At 73.3% G+C, this 23370-nt stretch carries 16 protein-coding genes; 4 read left to right on the forward strand and 12 right to left on the reverse strand.

Annotated features, from left to right (window positions below):
* Positions 1-57: 57 nt before the first annotated feature.
* Complete coding sequence (locus ACZ49B_RS11900; protein WP_468303772.1) at positions 58-1224, reverse strand: citrate synthase/methylcitrate synthase; 1167 nt, start codon at positions 1222-1224, stop codon at positions 58-60.
* Between the two features lie 55 nt (positions 1225-1279).
* Between ACZ49B_RS11900 and ACZ49B_RS11905 the strand changes: the two genes are divergently transcribed.
* The 3 genes from ACZ49B_RS11905 (at position 1280) to ACZ49B_RS11915 (ending at position 4958) form a co-directional block, all read left to right on the forward strand.
* A complete protein-coding gene (locus ACZ49B_RS11905; protein WP_468303775.1) occupies positions 1280-2521 on the forward strand; it encodes a citrate synthase in 1242 nt (413 codons plus the stop codon).
* A 131-nt stretch (positions 2522-2652) separates the two neighbouring features.
* Positions 2653-4254, forward strand: a complete 1602-nt coding sequence (locus tag ACZ49B_RS11910) for a sensor histidine kinase (protein ID WP_468303778.1) — start codon at positions 2653-2655, stop codon at positions 4252-4254.
* The gene (locus ACZ49B_RS11915) at positions 4251-4958 is read left to right on the forward strand and encodes a DUF7342 family protein (RefSeq protein ID WP_468303780.1); all 708 of its coding nucleotides are present in this window, start codon (positions 4251-4253) and stop codon (positions 4956-4958) included. The genes ACZ49B_RS11910 and ACZ49B_RS11915 overlap by 4 nt, the downstream gene beginning before the upstream one ends.
* Before the next feature lie 18 nt (positions 4959-4976).
* On the opposite strand, the gene ACZ49B_RS11920 is transcribed toward ACZ49B_RS11915, so the two are convergent.
* From ACZ49B_RS11920 to ACZ49B_RS11930, 3 genes are all read right to left on the reverse strand, one after another.
* Entirely contained in the window at positions 4977-6569 is a 1593-nt protein-coding gene (locus ACZ49B_RS11920) for a solute symporter family protein (RefSeq protein WP_468303783.1), read from the reverse strand.
* Complete coding sequence (locus ACZ49B_RS11925; RefSeq protein WP_468303786.1) at positions 6566-7057, reverse strand: DUF485 domain-containing protein; 492 nt, start codon at positions 7055-7057, stop codon at positions 6566-6568. The genes ACZ49B_RS11920 and ACZ49B_RS11925 overlap by 4 nt, the downstream gene beginning before the upstream one ends.
* A 138-nt stretch (positions 7058-7195) precedes the next feature.
* Complete coding sequence (locus ACZ49B_RS11930; RefSeq protein ID WP_468303789.1) at positions 7196-9316, reverse strand: DNA gyrase/topoisomerase IV subunit B; 2121 nt, start codon at positions 9314-9316, stop codon at positions 7196-7198.
* A gap of 444 nt (positions 9317-9760) precedes the next feature.
* On the opposite strand from ACZ49B_RS11930, the gene ACZ49B_RS11935 reads away from it, so the two are divergent.
* The gene (locus ACZ49B_RS11935) at positions 9761-9994 is read left to right on the forward strand and encodes a DUF7455 domain-containing protein (protein WP_030154305.1); all 234 of its coding nucleotides are present in this window, start codon (positions 9761-9763) and stop codon (positions 9992-9994) included.
* 133 nt (positions 9995-10127) lie between these two features.
* Here ACZ49B_RS11935 and ACZ49B_RS11940 read toward each other — a convergent pair whose 3' ends face one another.
* The 8 genes from ACZ49B_RS11940 to ACZ49B_RS11975 form a co-directional block, all read right to left on the reverse strand.
* Positions 10128-11111: a serine protease gene (locus tag ACZ49B_RS11940; RefSeq protein ID WP_468303792.1), complete on the reverse strand. Its 984-nt coding sequence runs from the start codon at positions 11109-11111 to the stop codon at positions 10128-10130.
* 101 nt (positions 11112-11212) lie between these two features.
* Complete coding sequence (locus tag ACZ49B_RS11945; RefSeq protein ID WP_468303795.1) at positions 11213-12787, reverse strand: RNA polymerase sigma factor; 1575 nt, start codon at positions 12785-12787, stop codon at positions 11213-11215.
* A 656-nt stretch (positions 12788-13443) separates the two neighbouring features.
* On the reverse strand, positions 13444-14385 hold the full coding sequence (locus tag ACZ49B_RS11950; protein ID WP_468303797.1) for a FadR/GntR family transcriptional regulator: 942 nt from the start codon (positions 14383-14385) through the stop codon (positions 13444-13446).
* A 151-nt stretch (positions 14386-14536) separates the two neighbouring features.
* A complete protein-coding gene (locus ACZ49B_RS11955; RefSeq protein ID WP_468303800.1) occupies positions 14537-16342 on the reverse strand; it encodes an ATP-binding cassette domain-containing protein in 1806 nt (601 codons plus the stop codon).
* Between the two features lie 192 nt (positions 16343-16534).
* Positions 16535-17281 carry an NUDIX hydrolase gene (locus ACZ49B_RS11960; RefSeq protein ID WP_468303803.1) on the reverse strand — a complete coding sequence of 249 codons (747 nt, stop codon included), beginning with the start codon at positions 17279-17281 and terminating at the stop codon, positions 16535-16537.
* Between the two features lie 104 nt (positions 17282-17385).
* The gene (locus tag ACZ49B_RS11965) at positions 17386-19353 is read right to left on the reverse strand and encodes a glycogen debranching N-terminal domain-containing protein (RefSeq protein WP_468303806.1); all 1968 of its coding nucleotides are present in this window, start codon (positions 19351-19353) and stop codon (positions 17386-17388) included.
* Positions 19354-19628: 275 nt separating this feature from the next.
* Positions 19629-20891 (reverse strand): DUF4192 domain-containing protein, encoded by a 1263-nt coding sequence (locus ACZ49B_RS11970; protein ID WP_468303807.1) that lies wholly within the window; start codon positions 20889-20891, stop codon positions 19629-19631.
* A 299-nt stretch (positions 20892-21190) separates the two neighbouring features.
* Complete coding sequence (locus ACZ49B_RS11975) at positions 21191-23350, reverse strand: RecQ family ATP-dependent DNA helicase (protein ID WP_468303809.1); 2160 nt, start codon at positions 23348-23350, stop codon at positions 21191-21193.
* Between the last annotated feature and the right edge of the window lie 20 nt (positions 23351-23370).

Consider the following 23370-nt stretch of genomic DNA (forward strand, 5'->3'; position numbering starts at 1 on the left):
CGGGCGGCTGGACGGGCTGCTGGACGGGCTGACTGCTGTTCACCCCGCCGATCGTAGTCAGCCCGGCACCGGAACCGGCTCCGGCGGGTTCGGGCCGACGTAACGGGCCGCCGGACGGATGATCTTCGAGTCGGCGGCCTGCTCCAGGACGTTCGCGCTCCAGCCGACCACACGGGCCGCGCAGAACGTCGGGGTGAACATCTCGCGCGGCAGCCCGCACAGTTCCATGACCACGCCCGCGTAGAACTCCACGTTGGTGTGCAGCTCCCGCCCCGGCTTGAGCTCGGCGAGGATCTCCTCGACGTGCCGCTCGACCTCGACGGCGAAGTCCACGAGCGGGCCGCCGAACTGCAGCGCGATGTCCCGCAGCATCCGCGAGCGAGGGTCCTCGGTCCGGTACACGGGATGACCGAAGCCCATGACCCGGTCCCCGGCGAGCACCCGCTCGCGGATCCACGGGTCGATGCGGTCCGCCGTCCCGATGGCGTCCAGGGTGTCCAGGGCCCGGCTGGGCGCGCCCCCGTGCAGGGGCCCGGAGAGCGCACCGATCGCCCCGGTGAGGCAGGCTGCCACGTCCGCGCCGGTGGAGGCGATCACGCGGGCGGTGAAGGTCGAGGCGTTGAAGCCGTGGTCGACGGTGGAGATCAGGTACTGCTCGACCGCCCGCGCCTTGACCGGGTCGGGCTCCTGCCCGGTGAGCATGTACAGGTAGTTGGCGGCGTACGGGAGGTCTGCGCGCGGCTCGACCGGCTCCAGGCCCTGCCCCAGCCGGTGCAGCGCGGTGAGCAGGGTCGGTACGGCGGCGCAGGCGGCCAGCGCGTCGGCGGCCCGCCGGGCGGGGTCGAGGTCGTACACCGGGCGGAACCCGGCGGAGGCCCCGAGCAGCGAGAGCGCGGTCCGCAGCCCGGCGAGCGGGCCGGAGAGCACCGTGGCCCGGGCGAGGGCGGGCAGCGCCTCGCGCACGGCGTCGGGCAGTCGGCGCAGCGGGGCGATCTCGGCGGCGAACGCGGCCCGTTCTGCGGCGTCGGCCGGCAGGGCGCCGCGGAACATCAGGTGCCACACGTCCTCGAAGCTGCGGCTCGCTGCGAGCTCGACGGCCGAGTACTGGCGGTAGTGGTAGAAGCCTTCGCGGCCTCGGACGTCACCGAGTTCGGTCTCGGTGACCACGACTCCCGCGAGACCGCGGGGCACATCGACGGTGGTGTTCATGCGTCGACCATCCATGATGGATTGAATCCCTGTCAATATTGATTGAATCAATATATGTAGGGTGGGCGTCATGAACGACCAGGCGGAGGGCGAGCGCCGGATCAGCACCCGGCAGGCGGCGGAACTGCTGGGGGTGAAGCCAGCGACCGTGTACGCGTACGTCAGCCGCGGCCAGCTCACCAGCCGTCGCGACCCGGTCGGCCGCGGCAGCAGCTTCGACGCGCGCGAGGTGGAGGACCTGGCCCGGCGCAGCCGCCGCGAGGCGGCTTCGTCCCCCGGCGCGGAGCTCTCCGTACGCACCTCGCTCACGCTCATCGAGCCCGACCGGTACTACTTCCGGGGCGTGGACGCCGTCGAGCTGGCCTCGCGACACCGCTACGAGGAGGTCGCCGAGTGGCTCTGGACCGGGACGCTGCCGCGCGGGGTACGGTTCACCGCTCCCCCGCAGGCGCTGGCCGCCGCCCGGCGCGCGGTGGCCGCCCTGCCCGAGCACAGCGGCCCGATCGACCGGCTGCGGGTGGCCACCGCGGCCGCCGCCGTGACGGATCCGCTGCGCTTCGACCTGTCCGCGGAGGCCGTCCTGGGGTCCGCGCGCTGCCTGATCCCGACCCTGGTCGGAGCGCTGCCCGAACTGGGACCGTCCGGCTGGCGCGGGGACGGCCGGCTGGCGCGCCAGCTGTGGCCCCGGCTGACGGCGCGTGAGCCGGACCCGGACGCGCTGGCCACGCTGGACCTGGCCCTCGCACTGCTCATCGACCACGATCTGGCCGCCTCGACCCTGGCCGTACGGGTGGCCGCGTCGGCGCGGGCCCATCCGTACGCGGCGGTGTCGGCCGGCCTCGGCGCGCTCGAGGGCCCGCTGCACGGCGCGGCCGGGCGGCTCGCGCACCGGATGCTGGTGGAGGCCCTGGAGCGGGGCGGCGCCGCGCCGGTGGTCGCGGACCATCTGCGGGCGGGACGACGGGTCCCCGGACTCGGGCACCGGCTGTACGAGGGCGAGGACCCGCGGGCGACGGCGCTGTTCGCGCGGCTGGAGAACGTGCCGCAGGCCGGGCCCGCACTGGCGGCCGCCCGGGAGGTCGTCGCCACGACGGCGGCGCGGCGGGGCGGCCTGCACGCCAACGTCGACCTGGCGCTGGCGGTGCTGACGGTGTCCTGCGGGATGCCCGCGGAGGCCGGGGAGACGGTGTTCGCGGTGTCCCGGACCGCGGGCTGGATCGCGCACGCGCTGGAGGAGTACCAGGAGCGGCCGCTCCGGATGCGGCCGAGCGGCCAGTACCAGGGGCCCCGCCCGCCGCAGCCGATGCCGTGAGAGACCGGCGGCCCGCGCCCGCCGGGTGCCGAGCGCCACCGGCCGGCGATGTCCGGGACGGTTGCGTACACATCGGATGTTCCGCTCAGGCCGAAGGCGACCTACGGTTGCTGGTCATGCGGTTCCTCCCCATGAGCGCTCGGCGCCTCGGGCTGCCCAGACGGGCCGTCTCGCAGATCCTGCTGACCCAGCTGGCCATCGCCGCCGGGGTCGCCGTGCTGGCCACCGGGCTCTTCCTGGCCCCGCTCGGCGCGCAGCTCGACGACCAGGCCATGCGGCGCGCCCTGGCCATCGCCCAGAGCGCGGCGGCCGACCCCTCCCTGGCCGCCGACCTCCTCGACTCCGGGCCCACGGCCGACAGCCCCGTACAGGCCTCGGCCGAGCGGATCCGCCGCGCCACGGGCGCCGAGTACGTCGTCGTCATGGATCTGGACGGGATCCGCCGCTCCCACCCCGGCACCGACCGGATCGGCCTGCCCGTCTCCACCGACCCGAGCGACGCCCTCGCGGGCCGCGAGGTCATGGAGATCGACGAGGGGACGCTCGGCCGCTCCGCCCGCGGCAAGGTCCCGCTCCTCGCGGCCGACGGGGAGATCGTCGGCGCCGTCTCCGTCGGCATCGCCTACGACAGCGTCCACGACCGGCTGCTCGGCGCCATCCCGGGCCTGCTCGCCTACGCGGGCGGCGCCCTCGCGGCAGGCGCGCTCGCCGCCTACCTGCTGTCCCGCCGGATCCAGCGGCAGACCCGCGACCTGGCCTTCTCCGACATCGCCGGACTGCTCGCCGAGCGCGAGGCGATGCTGCACTCCATCCGCGAGGGCGTGATCGCCCTCGACCGCGACGGCCGGGTCCGGCTCGTCAACGACGAGGCGGCCCGGCTGCTGGGCCTCGCGCCGGAGACGGCCGCCACCCTCGCCGGGCGCCCGCTGGACGACGTACTGGGCACGGGCCGCACCACCGACGTCCTCGCCGGCCGCGTCACCGGCCGCGACCTGCTCACCGTCCAGGGCCCCCGGGTGCTGGTCGCCAACCGGATGCCCACCGAGGACGGCGGCGCCGTCGCCACCCTGCGCGACCGCACCGAGCTGGAACACCTCGGCCGCGAGCTCGACTCCACCAAGGGCCTGATCGACGCACTGCGCGCACAGGACCACGAGCACGCCAACCGCCTCCACACCCTCCTCGGCCTGCTGGAGCTGGGCCTGCACGAGGAGGCGGTGGAGTTCGTCACCGAGGTCGTCGGGGTGCACCGCACCACCGCCGAACAGGTCACCGAGAAGGTCCACGACCCCCTGCTGGCCGCCCTTCTGGTGGGCAAGGCGACCGTCGCGGCCGAGCGCGGCGTCCCGCTGCGCCTCGCCGACACCACTTTCCTGCCCGACTGCCTCGTCGACCCCGGTGGCCTCGTCACCATCACGGGCAACCTGGTGGACAACGCCCTGGACGCGGCGGCGGGCTCCCCCGCACCCCTGGTCGAGGTCGAGCTGCGCGCCGAAGGCCGTGCGGCGATCCTCCGGGTACGGGACAGCGGGCCCGGCGTCCCGGCAGCCCGCCGCGAGGAGATCTTCACCGAGGGCTGGTCGACCAAGCAGCCCAAGGCCCACCGCGAGCGCGGGCTGGGTCTCGCACTCGTACGCCGCCTCGCGGAGCGGCAGGGCGGCACGGCCCGGGCCGGCGAGGCAGCGGACGGAGGGGCGGAGTTCTCCGTCGTACTCCCGGAGGCCCTGCGATGAACGAGACCCCGATCCACGACATCCACGTATTGGTCGTCGACGACGACATGCGTGTTGCCCGGATCAACGCGGCGTACGTGGCGAAGGTTCCCGGCTTCCGCGTCTGCGCCCAGGCCCACTCGGCGGCCGAGGCACTGGCCTACCTCGACACCCACCCCGTCGACCTGGTCCTCCTCGACCACTACCTCCCGGACGAGAACGGCCTGGACCTGGTCCGCCGGCTGCGCCAGCTCGGCCACCGCACCGACGTGATCATGGTCACGGCCGCCCGCGACCTGGCCACCGTCCAGTCCGCCATGCGCCTCGGCGCCCTCCAGTACCTCGTCAAGCCCTTCACCTTCGCCGGCCTGCGCACCCGGCTGGAGGCGTACGGCTCCCTGCGCCGCACCCTGGAGACGGGCGGCGAGGCCGAACAGGCCGAGGTGGACCGGATCTTCGGCGCCCTCGCCGCGGCCGGCTCCCCGAACGAAATGCCCAAGGGCCACTCCGCCACCACCGCCGAACTGGTCCGCCAGGTCCTGCGCTCCGCCGAGGGCCCGCTCTCCACCCAGCAGATCGCCGACCGCGCCGGCATCAGCCGCCAGACCGCCCAGCGCTACCTGAAGCTCCTGGAGCGCACCGCCCGGGTCACCCTGGCCCTGCGCTACGGCGAGACGGGCCGCCCCGAACACCGCTACTCCTGGCTCCCGTCCGAGGGCGCGTAACCCCGGACGGGAGCGCGCTCAGACGGCCCCGGCGCCGGTCAGGGACCGGACCTCCGTCTCCGCGTGCTTCGCCCCGTCCGGCTCCTCCGCCGAGGTGACCGTGCCCAGCCAGCCGGCCAGGAAGCCCAGCGGGATCGAGACCAGCCCCGGGTTCTGCAGCGGGAAGAACTGGAAGCTCACCCCCGGGAAGAGGGAATCCGGGCTGCCGGACACCACCGGCGACAGGACGACCAGCACCACCGCCGGAATCAGGCCCCCGTACACCGACCAGACGGCGCCCCGCGTGGTGAAGGAACGCCAGAACAGCGAGTACAGCAGCACCGGCAGATTGGCCGAAGCCGACACCGCGAAAGCCAGCCCCACCAAGAACGCCACGTTCAGGTCCTGGGCGAGCAGCCCCAGGGCGATCGCCACCGCCCCGATCCCGACGGCCGCGACCCTGGCCACCGCGACCTCGCTGCGCTGGCGCGCATGGCGGCGCTTGAGCGACGCGTACAGGTCGTGCGCCACCGAGGCCGAGGAGGCCAGCGTGATCCCGGCGACCACGGCCAGGATCGTGGCGAAGGCGATCGCCGCCACGAAGGCGAACAGCACCGCGCCCCCGGTCGAGCCGGCCCCGCCGCCCAGGAAGGCCGCGAGCAGCGGAACCGCCGTGTTCCCCGAGGCGTTGGAAGCCCGCACCGCGTCCGGACCCACCAGCGCGGCCGCCCCGAACCCGAGCACGATGGTCATCAGGTAGAACCCGCCGATCAGCCCGATCGCCCACACCACCGACCGGCGGGCAGCCCGCGCGGTCGGCACCGTGTAGAAGCGCGACAGGATGTGCGGCAGCCCGGCCGTCCCCAGGACCAGCGCGAGGCCGAGGCTCATGAAGTCGAAACGGGCGGTCCAGTCGCCGCCGTACTTGAGCCCCGGGCTCAGGAACCGCTGCCCGTGCCCGCTGCGCTCGGCAGCACTCGTGAGCAGCTGGTCGAAGTTCCCGTGGAAGCGCAGGAGCACGAGCACCGTCAGCGTGACGGCCCCGCCCATGAGCAGCACGGCCTTCACGATCTGGATCCAGGTGGTGGCGCGCATGCCTCCGAAGGACACGTAGACCACCATCAGCGCCCCGACCCCGATCACGGTCAGCGTCCGGGCCGCGGTGCCCGAATCACCGAGCAGCAGGCCCACGAGGCTGCCCGCGCCGACCATCTGTGCGACGAGGTACAGCACCGACACGGTGACGGAGGAGGTGCCGGCGGCGATCCGGACGGGCCGCTCGCTCATCCGGGCCGCGACCACGTCCGCGAGGGTGAAGCGCCCGCAGTTGCGGACGAGTTCGGCGACGAGGAACAGCACGACGAGCCAGGCGACGAGGAAGCCCACCGAGTACAGCAGGCCGTCGTAGCCGAAGAGGGCGATCAGGCCGGAGATGCCCAGGAAGGAGGCGGCGGACATGTAGTCGCCGGCGATGGCGAAACCGTTCTCCAGGGGAGAGAACAGCCGCCCGCCCGCATAGAACTCCTCGGCCGAGCCGTGCCGGTTGCGGCTGACCCAGGTGGTGATGCCCAGGGTGACCGCGATGAAGAGGCTGAACAGGATCAGCGCGAGGGTCTGGTGCTCGGTGGTCACCGGCCGGCCTCCCGGGCCCGCATCCGCTCCTGGCCGCGCTCCTGCTCGAAGACCGTCCAGCGCAGGTCCAGCGCGGCACGGTCGCGGCGCAGCCGAGCGTGCCGGGCGTACGCCCAGGTCAGCAGGAAGGTGCTGAGGAACTGGCCGAGCCCCGCCAGCAGGGCGACGTTGACCGCCCCGAAGACGGGCCGGGCCATGATGCCCGGCGCCATGGTGGCCGCGACCACGTAGGCGACGTACCAGAGGAAGAATCCGGCGGTCGCCGGGACGACGAACCCGCGGTAGCGGCTGCGGACCTCCTGGAAGGCGGCGCTGCGCTGCACTTCGAGGTAGATGTCGGATGCCGCGGGCGCGGCCCGGCCGCCGGCGGCGGGACGCGGGGGCGCCGGGTCCTCGCCCTCGCCCTCCCCCCAGCCGACGGCGAGCGCGTCGTACCAGGGGTCGTCGAGCCGGATCGTTCCGGCATCGGGACCTTCGTGCTTGTCCACCGAACTCTCCTTGTCCGCTGCCGCATTGGCCGCGTGCCCACAAGGATGTGCGGTATGGACGTTTTCCGGACTGGTGTCCCGGTGCTCTTCACTCCAACAGGTGATGGAGCGAAGAGCACCGGTGTGCCGGTGCGCCCGTCAGGCGTCGATGCGCGAGCGGTCCAGGGTCGCCGCGGAGCTCGTGATGAACTCCTTGCGCGGCGCCACCTCGTTGCCCATGAGCAGGTCGAAGACCTGCTCGGCCGAGTCCAGGTCGCCGATGTTGATCCGGCGCAGCGTGCGGTGGCGGGGGTCCATGGTCGTCTCCGCCAGCTGGTCCGCGTCCATCTCGCCGAGACCCTTGTAACGCTGGATCGAATCCTTGTACCGGACGTTCTTGCGCTGGAATTCGAGCAGCGTCTGGCGCAGCTCGTTGTCCGAATACGTGTAGACGTACTTGTCCTGGCCCTTCTTGGGCTGGACGAGTTCGATCCGGTGCAGCGGCGGCACCGCGGCGAACACCCGGCCCGCCTCGACCATCGGCCGCATGTACCGCTGGAAGAGCGTCAGCAGCAGGCAGCGGATGTGCGCGCCGTCGACATCGGCGTCGACGAGTAGGACGATCTTCCCGTAGCGCGCGGCGTCGATGTCGAAGGTACGGCCCGAGCCGGCTCCTATGACCTGGATGATCGCTCCGCACTCGGCGTTCTTGAGCATGTCCGAGACCGACGACTTCTGGACGTTCAGGATCTTGCCGCGGATCGGCAGCAGTGCCTGGAACTCCGAGTTCCGCGCGAGCTTGGCGGTGCCGAGGGCGGAGTCGCCCTCGACGATGAAGAGCTCGCTGCGCTCCACGTCGTCGCTGCGGCAGTCGGCCAGCTTCGCGGGCAGCGAGGAGGTCTCCAGTGCCGTCTTGCGGCGCTGCGCCTCCTTGTGCTGGCGGGCGGCGATCCGGGTCCGGGCGGCCGCGACGATCTTCTCCATCACGGCGCGGGCCTGCTGCTTGTCGTCACGCTTCGTGCTCGTCAGGAAGGCCTTGAGCTCCTTGGCGACCACGGCCGCGACGATCCGGGCGGCCGCAGAGGTGCCGAGCACCTCCTTGGTCTGGCCCTCGAACTGCGGCTCGGCCAGCCGGACGGTGACGACCGCCGTCATGCCCTCCATCGCGTCGTCCTTGACCACGTCGTCCTCGGCGACGCGCAGCAGCTTCGCCGAGCGCAGCACCTCGTTCACGGTCTTGGCGATCGAGCGCTCGAAGCCGGTGATGTGGGTGCCGCCCTTGGGCGTGGCGATGATGTTGACGAAGGACTTGACCTGCGTCTCGTACCCGGTGCCCCAGCGCAGGGCGATGTCCACGCCGAGCTCGCGGGTGACCTCGGTGGGGGTCATGTGGCCGCGCTCGTCGAGGACGGGGACGGTCTCCTTGAAGGTGCCCTGGCCGGTCAGGCGCAGCACGTCGCAGACGGCCTTGTCCTGCGCGAGGTAGTCGCAGAACTCGCTGATGCCCCCGTCGAAGCGGAAGGTCTCCTCGGTCTTGCCGGCCCCGTCGATGGCGCGCTCGTCGCGGACGACGATGGTCAGGCCGGGGACGAGGAAGGCGGTCTGGCGGGCGCGCTGGTACAGCGTCTCCAGCGAGAGCCGGGCGTCCTTGAGGAAGATCTGCCGGTCGGCCCAGTAGCGGACCCGGGTGCCGGTCTTGCCCTTGGCGACCCGCTTGACCTTGCGCAGGCCGTTGGCCGGGTCGAACGGGCTGTCGGGGCCCTGCTCGGTGAACATCCCCGGGACGCCGCGGCGGAAGCTGATCCCGTGGGTGGAGCTGTTGCGGTCCACCTCGACGTCCAGCCGGGCGGAGAGGGCGTTGACCACGGAGGCGCCGACGCCGTGCAGGCCGCCGGAGGCCGCGTACGAGCCACCGCCGAACTTGCCGCCGGCGTGCAGCTTGGTCATGACGACCTCGACGCCGGACAGCCCGGTCTTGGGCTCGACGTCGACGGGGATGCCGCGGCCGTTGTCGCGGACCTCGACCGAGGCGTCCTCGTGGAGGATCACCTCGATGTGGTCGCAGTAGCCGCCCAGGGCCTCGTCGACGGCGTTGTCGATGATCTCCCAGAGGCAGTGCATGAGGCCCCGGGAGTCGGTGGAACCGATATACATGCCGGGGCGCTTGCGGACGGCCTCGAGGCCTTCGAGGACGAGCAGGTGCCGCGCGGTGTAGTTGGAGCCGTCCCGGTCTGCTCCGGACAGCAGTGCGCTGGAAGGCACGGACGTGTCGGCGGTCACGCAGTTCGCTCCTCGCTGAATTTCTTTTTCTGGCCCGTCGGGCGCAGGGTGGCTCGGTTGCCGGTCGAAGGGTACCGAGGCCTGGTAGAGCCGATGCAACGCCACCCTCGCGCTTCATCAGCCTAGTGCAGGGCCGCACGGGTGTTCGATCCCCCGGGGGAGTGAAGCAAACATCACGTTCCCTTCCAGGCATGAACCATTTAGGGTTCGGGCACGTCCTCATGAACAACCGGCACTCACGCCGGGGAGGACGGAACTGCTACAAGCGAACGACTGACAACGCGAAACCGTAAAGCAACGCAATACGGCTCCTTCGCCGCCAACCGGCAGCAGCCGGCCAGCTTCGGAAGGAAGTTTCGAGGAAAAGCCGCGAGCGGGAACGTTTTCGGCCTGGTTGGATGTTGACCCTGGTACGACAGCTCGTCGAGCTAGAGAAGAGGCGACGTGACTACTGTTCTGACACCCGCGACCCCGCTGACGGCCGCTGACCGATGCGACCGTTGCGGCGCCCAGGCATATCTGCGCGTCGTCCTGCTGAGCGGCGGTGAACTGCTGTTCTGCGCCCACCACGGGCGTAAGTTCGAGCCGGAACTCAAGAAGATCGCCGCGGATATACAGGATGAGACCGAGCGGCTCACGTCCGCTCCGACGGCCAATGCCGACACCGAGGACCGCTGACACAGGCCTATACCTCGCATCCGACGAGCCAGGACCGGCCAGGCCGGTCGACGGGCGGCACCTCTGAGACCCAGGGGTGCCGCCCGTCCTCACGTCCGGAGCCCCGCCGGGCTCCGACGGTCCACGGGCTCGCCTAGGGGGTGTCCGCGAAGTCGTGCCGGGCCCCATGCGCTCCCGCGGCCCCCTGCGGCTCCCCCGCCACATGCCCCCGTACGGGTCGTGCAGCCGGTCCGGAGCGCCTTCGGGCACCCCACGCGACGTCCTGGCCGACGCTTTCCCGCTCGGCCGTCTCAGGGGCTGTCACGAAGCCGGTGAGCGGCGCGATCTTCGTGTACACCCCCGGACTGTCGGGGCGCCCGCAGCCCCGCCCCCAGGACACGATCCCGATGAGGCGTCCCTGGGCGACCAGCGGCCCGCCGCTGTCCCCCTGGCAGGCGTCCTTCCCTCCCTCGCGGTGCCCCGCGCACACCATGGACTCCGCCCGGAACTGCCCGTCCGCGTCCCCCGGGTAGGCACGCCGGCAGACCTCGTCCGCCAGGACCGTGACCCGCGCGGCGCGCAGCGCGTACGCATAGTCACCGAATCCGCTGGTGTCACCCCAGCCGTAGACGGCCGCTTCGCCGCCCGCCGCGTAGGCGGGATGCCCGTCCTCGGCCATGGGGAGCACGGAGTGGGCGGGTACGGCCTCCGCGAGCTCCAGCACGGCCAGGTCACCGGCGTTGCTCCGCGTCTCGTAGCCCGGGTTCACCCGGGCCGAGCGGACCGCGATCTCCCGGCCCTCGGCAGCCCGCAGCTGCGTACGCCCGGTGATCACCCGGAAGTCGGGGACGGACTCGATCGGGCCGCCCAGCACCTGGCGGCTTAGGCAGTGGGCCGCGGTCAGCACCTTCGTCGGGCCCACGATGACGCCCCCGCAGAACTGGCCGCCCCGCGTACCCCCGAACCGGTCACGACTGGCGAGGGCCACCACCCATGGGCTGTCGGCCGCCTTCACCGGCTTCCCGCCGATCACCACACCGTCCGCAGCCGCGTGCGGTGCCTGGGCCAGCGGCGCCGCGGCCGCTCCCGCCACCAGGGCCAGCGCGCCCGCCAGAACACGGGAAAAGGGACGACGCATGAGGCCTCCTGACTCTGAGTGTGCATGGCTCCACCCAGAGTGGGACGCCCGGTGGCCGAGCGCACCCGCGCGCGGCCACCGCCGTACGGTCCCCGGCCCGGTCAGTCCAGGTAGTCGCGCAGGACCTGGGAGCGGGACGGGTGGCGCAGCTTCGACATCGTCTTGGACTCGATCTGACGGATGCGCTCGCGCGTGACGCCGTAGACCTTGCCGATCTCGTCGAGGGTCTTCGGCTGTCCGTCGGTGAGGCCGAAGCGCATCGAGACCACACCGGCCTCGCGCTCACTCAGCGTGTCGAGCACCGAGTGCAGCTGCTCCTGCAGGAGCGTGAAGCTCACGGCGTCGGCCGGGACGACCGCCTCGGAGTCCTCGATGAGGTCGCCGAACTCGCTGTCGCCGTCCTCGCCGAGCGGCGTGTGCAGGGAGATCGGCTCGCGGCCGTACTTCTGGACCTCGATGACCTTCTCGGGGGTCATGTCGAGTTCCTTGGCCAGCTCCTCCGGGGTGGGCTCGCGGCCCAGGTCCTGGAGCATCTGGCGCTGCACGCGGGCGAGCTTGTTGATGACCTCGACCATGTGCACCGGGATGCGGATGGTGCGGGCCTGGTCGGCCATGGCGCGCGTGATCGCCTGGCGGATCCACCAGGTCGCGTACGTGGAGAACTTGTAGCCCTTGGTGTAGTCGAACTTCTCGACCGCACGGATCAGACCCAGGTTGCCCTCCTGGATCAGGTCCAGGAAGAGCATGCCGCGGCCGGTGTAGCGCTTGGCCAGGGAGACCACGAGGCGGAGGTTGGCCTCCAGCAGGTGGTTCTTGGCGCGGCGGCCGTCTTCGGCGATGATCTCCAGCTCGCGCTTGAGCTTGGGCGCCAGCTTGTCGGAATTGGCCAGCTTGTCCTCGGCGAACAGGCCCGCCTCGATCCTCTTGGCGAGCTCGACCTCCTGCTCGGCGTTGAGGAGGGGGACCTTGCCGATCTGCTTGAGGTAGTCCTTGACCGGGTCGGCGGTGGCGCCTGCCACGGCGACCTGCTGGGCCGGGGCGTCGTCCTCGTCGTCGGAGATGACGAAGCCCTTGCTCTCGCCGCCGTCCTCTTCTTCCTCGGCCTCCGCCTTGACCCCGCCGGGGCCCTCCTCGGTGGACTCCTCCTCGCCGGCCTCGTCGGCGTCCTTCTTGGAGGCGGTCTTCTTCGCCGCCGTCTTCTTGGCAGCGGTCTTCTTGGCGGGCGCGGCCTTCTTGGCCGCCGTCTTCTTCGCCGCCGTCTTCTTCGCGGCGGGCTCGGCTGCGGGCTCCTCCGCGAGAGCGTCCACGGGCTCCGGGTCCACCGTCTCGGCCGCCGGTGCCGCGGCGGCGACGGTCCGCGCAGCCGTCGTCTTCGCCGCGACGGTCTTGGTGGCCGTCCGCTTGGCCGGGGTCTTCGCTGCGACGCTCTTGCGGGTGGTGCGCTTGGGCGACTCCGCGGCACTGACCATCAGCGTCACACCCTCTTCCTCGAGGATCTGGTTGAGGCTGCGCAGAACATTCTTCCACTGGGTCGCAGGAATCTGGTCAGCCTCGAAGGCCCGACGCACGTCATCGCCGGCGATCTGCCCCTCGGCCTTGCCCCGCTCGATGAGCGCCATCACAGACTCGGAATCGGCGATCTCCGGCGGGAGCGTACGGGATGTGCTGGCCGACACGAACAACCTCTCGGAACGATGGAAACGGCTTCCGACCCCGGCCGGGTGGTGCTGGACCGGAGCCGACGACCACCGACTGGGGATGGGCCGGGGGCGCGGGCAGGGGCCGGGGAGCTGTACAGCACCCGCACGGGCTGCTGTCTTCCCTCCGTCGGCCATCACCTCTCTAGGTCATCGCTTGACCTCGCGGAGTGTTACGCCCAATTCTTCGTGGCCCGAGTCACACCCCGATTGCCCCGATGCCGGTCATACGGTCGTACACACGGGCCGGACGCGGCCGGATGCCGCCGTACGAGGTCGCCGTACGAGGTCGCCGTACGAGGTCGCCGTACGAGGTCGCCGTACGAGGTCGCCGACGGTGGTGCAGGGTCGGCCCCGCAGGGGCCCCTGCCCGCCGGAGGTCGCCGTACGAGGTCGCCGTACGAGGTCGCCGTACGAGGTCGCCGACGGTGGTGCAGGGTCGGCCCCGCCGGGGCCCTGCCCGCCGGCCTGCGGTCGAGGGCCTGCGCATGCCGGTGTCGCCGGGGCGCCTCCCCGGCCTCCACCGGGAGGTACCCCACCGGACTGCGTCCCGGATACCTCCAGGGCGTCGGCGCCACCGCCAACGCCCTCCGGCGGCACGTGCGAGTACTCCCGCGCCGCCGTACGTCCGCCCGTCAGTGCTCGCGCGGGGCGGGGACCACGCGCTCGACCTCCGGGTGCACCATCAGGAGCTGGCGCATGGCGTTCTCGGCACCCGTCGCGTCCCCGGCGGCGAGGGCCTCGACGATCCGCGCGTGGTGCGCGACGCACGCCTCGCTGGGACGGTCGCAGGCGGTGACGGGGCTGCCCGAGACCTGGAGCGCGGAGGAGACGATGCCGGAGAGGTGCTCCAGCATGCGGTTGCCCGCGAGCTGGATGAGGAGCGCGTGGAACTCGTTGTCGGCGCGCGCGAAGGTGATCGCGTCGCCCTGGCCGAGGGCGTGGCCCATGATCTCGACCATGTCGGCGAGGCGCTGCTGGATGTCCGGGCGGCCGTGGCCGGCGGCGAGGCGGGCGGCGAGCGGCTCGATGGTCCAGCGGAGCTCGTTGAGCTCGCGGCGCTGGTCGTCGCGCTGGGGGCCGAATGCGCGCCACTCGATGATGTCGGGGTCGAGCAGGTTCCAGTCGGCGACGGGCCGGACGCGGGTGCCGACGTTGGGGCGGGCGCTGACGAGGCCCTTGGCCTCCAGCACGCGCAGCGATTCGCGGACCACCGTGCGGGAGACCTCGAAGCGCTGGCCGATCTCCTCGGGGACCAGCGGGCGGTCTGCGCCGAGGTCGCCGGAGACGATCATCTGGCCGAGCTGCTGGACGAGTTGGCCGTGCAGTCCGCGGCCGCGGCTGCCTGCCGCGCGGCGGCCGACCCGGCTCAACTCGACGTCGGCTCCGTCCCAGTGGGGCGCTCCGACGCGGTCGGCCCCGGAGGCTTCCGCGTAGGGGTAGCGGTCGAGTTCGCCCGGCCCGGCGAGGCCGGAGTCGGCGTGGCGGGCGGCGGTCATCATGGTGTGCGCAAGGGTACTCACGAATCCTTTGTCGGCCTTGCCTCGATGACCCTTGAGGTCTTTGGTGAAAAGCACACGAAAGGGTGATCGGTGCCACCTACGCAATTGACGACTTATCGTAAAGAACCGGGCCCTTTGCGCGGAGTTGTGGTCCGGTTCACGTGATGTGGACCGGATCGGTCCCGTTGGGACCTCCTCCGGCACCGGAACGATCACGAACGGTCCCTTACCAACGGACGCGGCTGCGCAGTCCTGTGAACCCATAGGCGCACAACAGGACCATCAGCGACAACAGCAGCGCGGCGCCCACGGGTTGGGCCATCACCCGCAAGGCCCCCAGGACCAGTCGGTCCGCCTCCGGGGGCCACTGCGCCCAGGCCAGCCCGCGCAGCCGGGCCGCGAGTCCGCTCGCCGGGTACGCGGAGGGACCGTCCAGCGCCTTGCGGACGAGCGGAACGACCATGACCGGGACGGCGAGCACGGCGGCCAGGCCGGCAGTGGCCGAGCGGAAGACGCCGGAGGCCAACACGCCGGCCCAGGCGCAGCCGATGAGCAGTCCGGCCCAACTCGCGGCCGGGGAGACCCATTCCGCGGGGGTGCGCAGCGGGCCGCGGTCGAAGACGAGCTTCAGGGCGGCCGCGTCGGCGGTGACCGCGAGCGCACCGAACGCCAGGGCGAGACCGGCACTGACGGCCAGTTTGGCGGCGAGCAGGCCCATCCGGCGCGGCACGGTGCCGCGGTCGGCGGCGAGCACGGGGTAGCGGTACTCCTCGCCGAAGGCCAGGGCGCCGAGCAGTCCCGCACCGAGGGCGGCGGGGGGCAGGGGCAGCAGCTCCGGCCAGGCGGCGAGCAGCCGGTTCTGCGGGGTGCCGCCGGCCCGGGCCAGCACCAGGGCGGTGACGGCGGAGACGGCGACGACGACGACCGCGGTGAGGACGGGCATGGCGGTACCGAAGACCCGGCGCAGCTCGTAGCGCAGCGGCCGCAGCGGCCCGCCGACCCGGCGTACCGCCGAGGCCGGGATCCCGCTGCGGGCAGCCGACCGACGGCCGCCCTGGGCGGGCAGGGACCCGGCGTCGGCCGGGGCGGCGTCGCCCGCAGGGTCCGCGCCGGGCTCGGTGCGCGCCTGCGGCACCGGCGGTACGGGCGGGCAGGGCGCCCCGGCGTCCCCGGTCTCGTCGGCGAGCTGGTGGACCAGCACGCCGTGCCGGAACGCCGCTTCGCCGACCTCCGCGCAACTGCTGCCGTACACCGACAGGCGGCTGCCGGACTCCTCGACGATCTCCACCGCACGCTGGGCGTCCCGGGCCTCGCGGCCGAGTACGTCGGCCAGCCGGGCGGCGTGCGGGCTGCGCACGGCGACCCGCGGCCGCAGCCGGGTACGGGCGAAGTCGGCCGCGTCCTGGTCGGCGACGAGCCGGCCCGCCTCGATGCTCACGACCCGGTCCGCGCTGCGGGCGGCCTCCTTCGCGTCGTCGGTGGTGAAGAGCACCGCACCGCCGAGGGAGGCATGACCACGCAGCAGCCCGTGCAGCCAGCCGCGTTCGCGGGGCGAGAGTCCGGCGGCGGGCTCGTCGAGGAGCAGCGTGCAGGGATCGGCGAGCAGCGCAGCGGCCAGCGCCACCCGGCGGTCCATGCCGAGCGAGAGCGAGCCGAGCCGCTGGTCACGCAGGCCCGCGATGCCGACGACCTCCATCATGGTGTCGGCCCGGGAGGCCGGCACCCCGGCGGCGGCGCACAGCATCCGCAGCTGGCCCCGGACGGTGCGCGCCGGATTGCCGGGGACGTCGCCGAGCAGCACGCCGACCTCACGGCCGGGATGCGGGATCCGGTGCAGCGGGCGTCCGCGGAAGTAGGTGACGCCGCGGCCCGGTTCGAGTTCGAGCATGAGCCGCAGCGCGGTGGTCTTGCCCGATCCCGGTTCGCCGAGGAGGGCGGTCACGGTCCCCGGGCGGGCCTCGAAGGTGAGGTCGTCCACGAGGGGCGGGAGGTCTCGACGGGGTTTGCTGGTGAGTCCGATGGCCTGGAGCATCGCTTCTCTCGCGGGGGGTGAGACCGCTCTGCGGCAGCGTGAGTACCGCAAACAAGATAACGCGATATGTCCGATTTTCGGCGCAACCAGGGTGCGTTCGCGGCCGTGTCGGCGACGGCCGGGGGCGCGAGGGCGGGGGTGGCGGGGGCGCGGGTGGGGGGCGCGGGTGGCCGAAGCGCTGGTGGCGGGGCCTCAGACTTCCGGGCGCAGCATGGGCGGGTTGAGCAGGTTCGCCCCGCCGGCCCGGAACAGCTGGGCGGGCCGACCGCCCTGACGGGTCGTCGTCCCTCCGGCCGGCACCAGGAACCCGGGGGTCCCGGTGACCTTGCGGTGGAAGTTGCGGGGGTCGAGAGCCACTCCCCACACGGCCTCGTAGACCCGGCGCAGCTCGCCGACGGTGAAGGCGGGCGGGCAGAACGCGGTGGCCAGCGAGGAGTATTCGATCTTGGAGCGGGCCCGCTCCACGCCGTCGGCGAGGATCCGGGCGTGGTCGAAGGCCAGCCCCGAGGCCGCCTCGTCCTCGACGGCCAGCAGCTCGTCGACGGGGGCCCAGCGCGCACTGTTGGCGTCTCCGCCGGCCCGGGGCGCGGGCAGGTCCGGAGCCAGGACCAGATGCGCGACGCTGACGACACGCATGCGCGGATCCCGCTTCGGATCCCCGTACGTGGCCAGCTGTTCCAGGTGCGCCCCGTTCCCCGCGCCCGGCTCGGCCGGATCGTGGGCACACAGGCCGGTTTCCTCGGAGAGCTCCCTGGCCGCAGCCGCGGCCAGGTCCTCGTCTTCGCGCACGAAGCCGCCGGGCAGGGCCCAGCGTCCCTGGAACGGCTGCTCACCCCGCCGGACGACCAGCGCACAGAGCGCGTGACGCCGCACGGTGAGCACGACCAGGTCGACGGTGACAGCGAAGGGCGGATAGGCCGACGGGTCGTAGGGCGACATGCCGCGATCATAGTCGTCTGCCTGACGATAAACAGAGCTTTCGTGATCCCGACGACAGCCATCGGTGAGCAGGGGGTGTCCGACCCCGGTCCGCCGGACACCACCTAACCGCCCAGTTGGAGCGCATCGGCCGCCTCCTCCACCATCGCGAGCCCGAGCCGACTGATCCGGACGGCGAAGGGTTCCCCCGAGACCCGCAGTCCGGCGAACCGGAGGGCGCCGAGGGGAGCACCGGGCAGCGGGACGAGGGCGACCGTGCCGGCAGGGGCGTCGGGACGGATCCCGGCGAGGGCGGTCAGCGCATGGACCCCGGCGGCCGCCGCCACCGCCGCGGGGCGGCAGGCCGCCGGGTGCGGAAGCGGGGCGCTGCCCACCGTGCGCTGCTCGGCGGCGTACATCTCCGGCAGCCGGTACCCGAAGCTCTCCGCAGCGTCCAGCAGGCCCCGCAGCAGTCCGGCGGCCTCCTTCTCGAAGCCGGCCTGGGCCAGCCCCGCGACCGCCACCGCGCTCTCGTACGCCCGCACCGCGCCCGAGCGGTGGCCGAAGGGGTTGTGGCCCGGCTCCCGGAACGCCATGCTGCGCAGCCCCCATCCGGAATCCATGGCGGGGGCCCCGAGGAGGCGGGCGAGCTGTTCGGTGCGGACCCGGTCCAGCAGCCCCGGCGCGAGCCGGCCGCCGCTCAGCAGGCCGGTGTCCAGGAGGTGGGCGGCGGCCCCCGTCAGGCGGGGCAGCGGCCGCCCGTCGGGGTGCAGGGCCGCCGCGGGCCGTCCGCCGTCCGGGCCGTCGATCCAGAACGCCTCCCGGAAGCGCTGCCGCAGCGCGGCCGCCCGCTCCCGCCACTCCTCGGCGCCGGGCCGCCCGCAGCCGGCGAGCAGGTCGGCCCCGAGCAGCGCGGCCCGGTGTGCGTGAGCCTGGGTCTCGCAGCGACGCGGACCGGGATCGGGATCGGCCAGGAACCCGTCCTGCCCCAGGGCTCCGCGCAGCCAGTCCAGGCACCGCTCGGCCGCGGGGAGGAGCCGGGCCACCTCCTCCTCGGGCAGCCCCCAGCACCGGGCCTCCGCGAGGACCGCCGGGAAGGCGAGGGTCGCCTCGGTGCCGGTGCACCCCGGCGGCAGCTGCGGACCCGCCCCGCGCAGCGGCCCCGGGATCTTCCCGGCGTCGGGGCCGCGGCCGCCGGTCTGGGTCCGGGCGAGGGTGCGCAGGGTGGCCGCTGCGAGCCCGGTCCCGAGCGGCAGCGCCATCCGGGCGGCCCAGAGGGACTCCGCCGGGGCCAGTCCGAGCCGCCACGGCACCCCGGCCGCGGCGAACGCGGCGGCCGGCTCCTCTCGGTCCCGCATCAGCAGCGCGCCGAGGTCCTCGACGCTCGTGCGGAACCAGGCCTCGACCCGCGGGTCGTCGCTCTCGGCCCGGGCGTCGGCCAGGGGATTGGCCACCTGCCCGGCCGGCGCCCGCGCCGTGCGGTCCTGCGTGGTCCGCAGCTCGATGGTGCGGGACTCCCCCGGCCCCAGCTCGAGCTGCCAGCGCAGCAGTCCCGCCGAGGCGAGGGCGTCGTCCGGAGCCGGCTCGGCCGCGGTGACGGCCTGCGCCTCCCCGGTGCTCCAGCGCAGCCCGGCGGCATGCACCCCGGCCGGCAGTTCGGGCCGGGTCCGGCCGGCGGCCACCGCGGCCAGCTCCGCCAGGTCGGTGCCGAGCGCCACCTCCACCGGGACGCGCATCGGCCGGGCCGTGAAACTGCGCAGGGTGATCCGCTCGGTGCCGTCCGCGTGCCGGACCCGTTCCACGCCGATGTCGGGGTCGGGGCCCGCTTCGGCCCCGGTACGGACGGTGGCGGTGAAAGAGGCCCGGTCGGGGCCGAGGCTGCGCCCCTGGACGGCGACCGGGTCCCGGCCGCCGACCCGGAGCACGCAACGGGACAGCAGCCGCCGCCCGGAGCGGTAGATCCCGTCGATCCCCCGTCCGGTCAGCTGGCCGTGTTCCGGTGAGATGACCAGGCAGGGCGCGGCGACGCAGATGACGGCGCCGTGCACGGGCGGCAACTCGGTCCTGCGGGCGGGCGGTACGGAGAGGGCCATGGGTCGCCTTGTCTGGGCTGTCTGCGCTCCGGCCGGTTTCGCTGGGCGGCGGCGCGGCCGGGCCCCCGCCACCCTCCAGCTGAACGCCCCCGCCCCCGCCCGGGTCACGGGCCCCGGGGGCGGCTGCGCCCTGACTGGGCCGTGCCGGTGACGCAGTCGCCGCCGCAGGGCGGTGATCGCGGCGTCCCGGATCCGCCGCACGGGAGTCCCGCCGTCGCGGCCCGGACCCGCACCCCGTCGCCGAGCCCACCCCCCGTTCCGGCCCCGGCCCCGGCTCACTGTTCGCTCCCCGCGGTGCGGCGCGACGCGCGGCGGGGCTGCGTCGCCCGGCGGCCCGGCGGGCGGGTGGTGGCGGCTGCACGCTTGCGGCGGGGTTCCCGGCGCCGCCTCTCCTCCCGCAGGCAGGACCGCAGCCCCTCCGGGTCGATGCCCTCGTTGCAGGCGTGGTGGAGCAGTTGGGCGAAGCGGTACTCGGCATCGGCCCGCAAGGCCAGCGCGAGGGCGATCCGGGCGGTCGGCTCGTCGCCGGTGGACCACGAGACCCAGCCGGCGAGCGTGAGCGGGGCCGCCGCGTGCTCCCCGTAGGCCCCGACGCAGCGGCGGGCCAGCGCCCGCCACAACCGCAGCGCGGGGGCTGCTTCTTCGCCCTCCATCCACTCGGCCGCGACGTCCCGGATCTCGCGGTCCTGGAGGCCGAGGATCACGGTGGCGGCCTCGTCGTGGCCGAGCAGGGCGTCGTCCCACTCGTCGGCTCCGGGGCCGCCCTCGACGGGCGGGGCGAGGGTCATCCGCCGCATCAGGGTGCGGGCCAGCGTGACGGTCTCCGCACCGACCTCCTGCCGGGTGGCCCCGTCGAGGATCTTCGGCACGAGGGCGGCGGCCGCCCGGTCCAGGGCCCGCTCCATCTCCATCGCCACACCGCCGCGCAGCGGTGTCAGCCGGCCCTCGATCTCCCGGAGGGAACCCCGGACCTGGAGCCCGGCGAAGGTGGCCGTCGCCGCCATCACCGAGGTGCCGGTCGCGGCCAGAGGGCTGCCCTCGGCCGGGCAGCACCGCTCGTCGGGGCAGCAGTAGGACCAGTACCGCCCGCCGGAGATGCAGAGCGCCTCCATCACCGGCACGTCGAGCGCACCGCAGGCCAGCCGGATGCGTTGGGCCAGCGGCCGCAGCCGGGTCATCACCCGCTGGCCGCTCTCGCCGTCGGCCGGGTCCTGGCAGAGGAAGACGACGATGCCGTCGGGCTTGTCGCCGCGCCGTTCGCTGCCCCGGACCAGGCAGTCGGCGACCTGCCGGGCGGTGTCCTCCCACTCCGCCGGGGCCGAGGGGATGCCGACGCGGAGCCGGCCGCCGAAGCGCCCGCCCTCGCCGTGCACGGTCACCATGACGAGGGAGTCGGTGGGATGGAAACCGAGCATGTAGGGCAGCGCGTCGGCCAGTTCGGCCGGGCTGCGCAGGGTGATCCGAGGGTCGAGGGCGGGTCCGGACGGGCTGATGGAGGGGCGGTCGGACGGGGTGCGTGATTCGCGGTCGTTCGTCATGCCCCGACGGTCCCGCGGACGATCGGATCCCGAAACCCCTGTGGATAACTGTTGACGGTTCAATATCCACAGGTTCGGGGCGCCATTGGCGCGATGTCGGAACCATCGCGTTGCATGGGTGCATGAACGCAGATCACCGACCCACGCCCGCACCGTCAACTCCGCCCATCGACCGGCCCGGTGTGCGGTGTCGCGGCGCGCCGGGCGCCGCCCTCGCGCAGCACCCGTTCGGCCACGGCGCGCAGCCGGAACGCGATGCGTTCGCCGCCACGCAGGTCGTCTCCGTCCGGTCTGAAACGTCAGCCCGCCGTCGCCAGGATCAGCGGAAGGACCGGCCCGCTGCCCGCCTGGCGCAGCAGGCGCGCGGCGACCGCGAGGGTCCAGCCGGAGTCGGAGTAGTCGTCCACGAGAAGGACGGGCCCGGGCGACTGCGCCAGGGCGGCGGCCAGTTCATCGGATACGGCGAACGTGCCGGACAGCGCCCTGAGGCGCTGGGCGGAGTTGCTGCGGCGTGCTCCGTGCGCGCCGTCCGGTCCGGCGTAGGTCAGGGTGCCCAGGTACGGGAGGCGGCCGATGCTCGCGATCCCTTCCGCGAGGGAGCCGACGAGCTGCGGACGGGTGAGGGACGGCACGGCCACGACGCCCACGGGCCGGGCGGAGGCGTCCGGGACGTCGGGTGCCCAGCCACCCGGAGAGCGCGCCCAGTCGGCGAGGACCGCCACCGCCGCGTGCAGGACGTCGTCGGGGACCGGTCCGTCAGGTGCGTTCTCGGCCAGCAGCGGGCGCAGGCGGTTGCCCCAGCCGATGTCCGAGAGCCGGCCGAGGGCGCGCCCGGTGGAGCACTGCTCGCCGACCGGAATGCGTCCCTTGAGGTTGATGCCCAGTGCGGACATGCCCGTCGGCCACATCCGGCGCGGCTCCACCTCCACCCCCGGGCGGTCCAGCTCCTTCGTCGCCCCGCTCAGCGTCTCCGCCGACACGGAGGAATCGGCCCAGGCGCCCGCGCAGTTGTCGCACCGGCCGCAGGGGGCGGCCCCCTCGTCGTCCAGTTGCCGGCGCAGGAACTCCATCCGACAGCCGGACGTGCCCACGTAGTCGCGCATGGCCTGCTGCTCGGCGGCTCGCTGGCGGGCGACCCATGCGTACCGCTCGGAGTCGTACGTCCACTCCCGGCCGGTGGAGCTCCAGCCGCCCTTCACGCGCTTGACGGCTCCGTCCACGTCGAGCACCTTGAGCATCGTCTCCAGCCGGGTGCGCCGGAGCTCCACCGCCGCTTCCAGGGCCGGTACGGACAGCGGCCGTCCCGCATCGGCGAGGGCCGACAGGGTCTGGCGTACCTGGGCCTCGGGCGGGAAGGCGGTATCGGCGAAGTAGCGCCAGATGGCCTCGTCCTCCTTGCCCGGCAGCAGCAGCACCTCGGCGTGCTCCACACCGCGCCCGGCGCGGCCGACCTGCTGGTAGTAGGCGATCGGCGAGGACGGCGAGCCGAGGTGGATCACGAACCCCAGGTCGGGCTTGTCGAAGCCCATGCCCAGCGCCGACGTCGCGACCAGCGCCTTGACCCGGTTCTCCATCAGGTCGACCTCGGCCTGCAGCCGGTCGGCGTTCTCCGTCTTCCCCGTGTACGAGGCCACCGGGAAGCCGCGCTGCCGCAGGAACGCGGCGGCCTCCTCGGCCGCGGCCACCGTCAGCGTGTAGATGATCCCCGAGCCGGGCAGCTCGTCCAGGTGCTCGGCGAGCCAGGCCAGCCGGTGCGCGGCGTCCGGCAACTGCACCACGCCCAGACGCAGGCTTTCGCGGTCCAGCGGGCCGCGCAGCACCAGGGCCTCGCCGGCGCCCGTTCCCAACTGCTCCGCCACGTCCGCGGTGACACGGGCGTTGGCGGTCGCGGTGGTGGCCAGGACGGGCACACCGGGGGCGAGGTCGCCGAGCATGGCCCGCAGCCGGCGGTAGTCGGGGCGGAAGTCGTGGCCCCAGTCGGAGATGCAGTGCGCCTCGTCGACCACCAGCAGGCCGGTGGTGGCCGCGAGCTTGGGCAGCACTTGCTCGCGGAAGTCCACGGAGTTGAGGCGTTCCGGGCTGACGAGGAGGACGTCGGTCTCGCCGCGCTCGACCTCCTCGTAGATCGTGTCCCACTCCTCCGGGTTGGCCGAGTTGATGGTGCGCGCCTGGATACCGGCCCGCGCCGCCGCCTCGACCTGGTTGCGCATCAGCGCAAGCAGCGGCGAAATGATCACCGTGGGGCCGGATCCGCGCCGTCGCAGCAGGGCGGTGGCGACGAAGTACACCGCCGACTTGCCCCAGCCGGTGCGCTGCACCACCAGGGCCCGCCGGCGCTCCTCCACCAGGGCCGCGACCGCCTGCCACTGGTCCTCCCGCAGCCGCGCCGAGCCTCCCGGCGCGCCCACGAGCTCGGCGAGGACGGCATCGGCTTCGGTGCGGAGCTCCAGGTTGTCCATGCCCCCATGCAACCCGATGG

This window comes from Streptomyces sp. NPDC031132, from assembly GCF_055570595.1.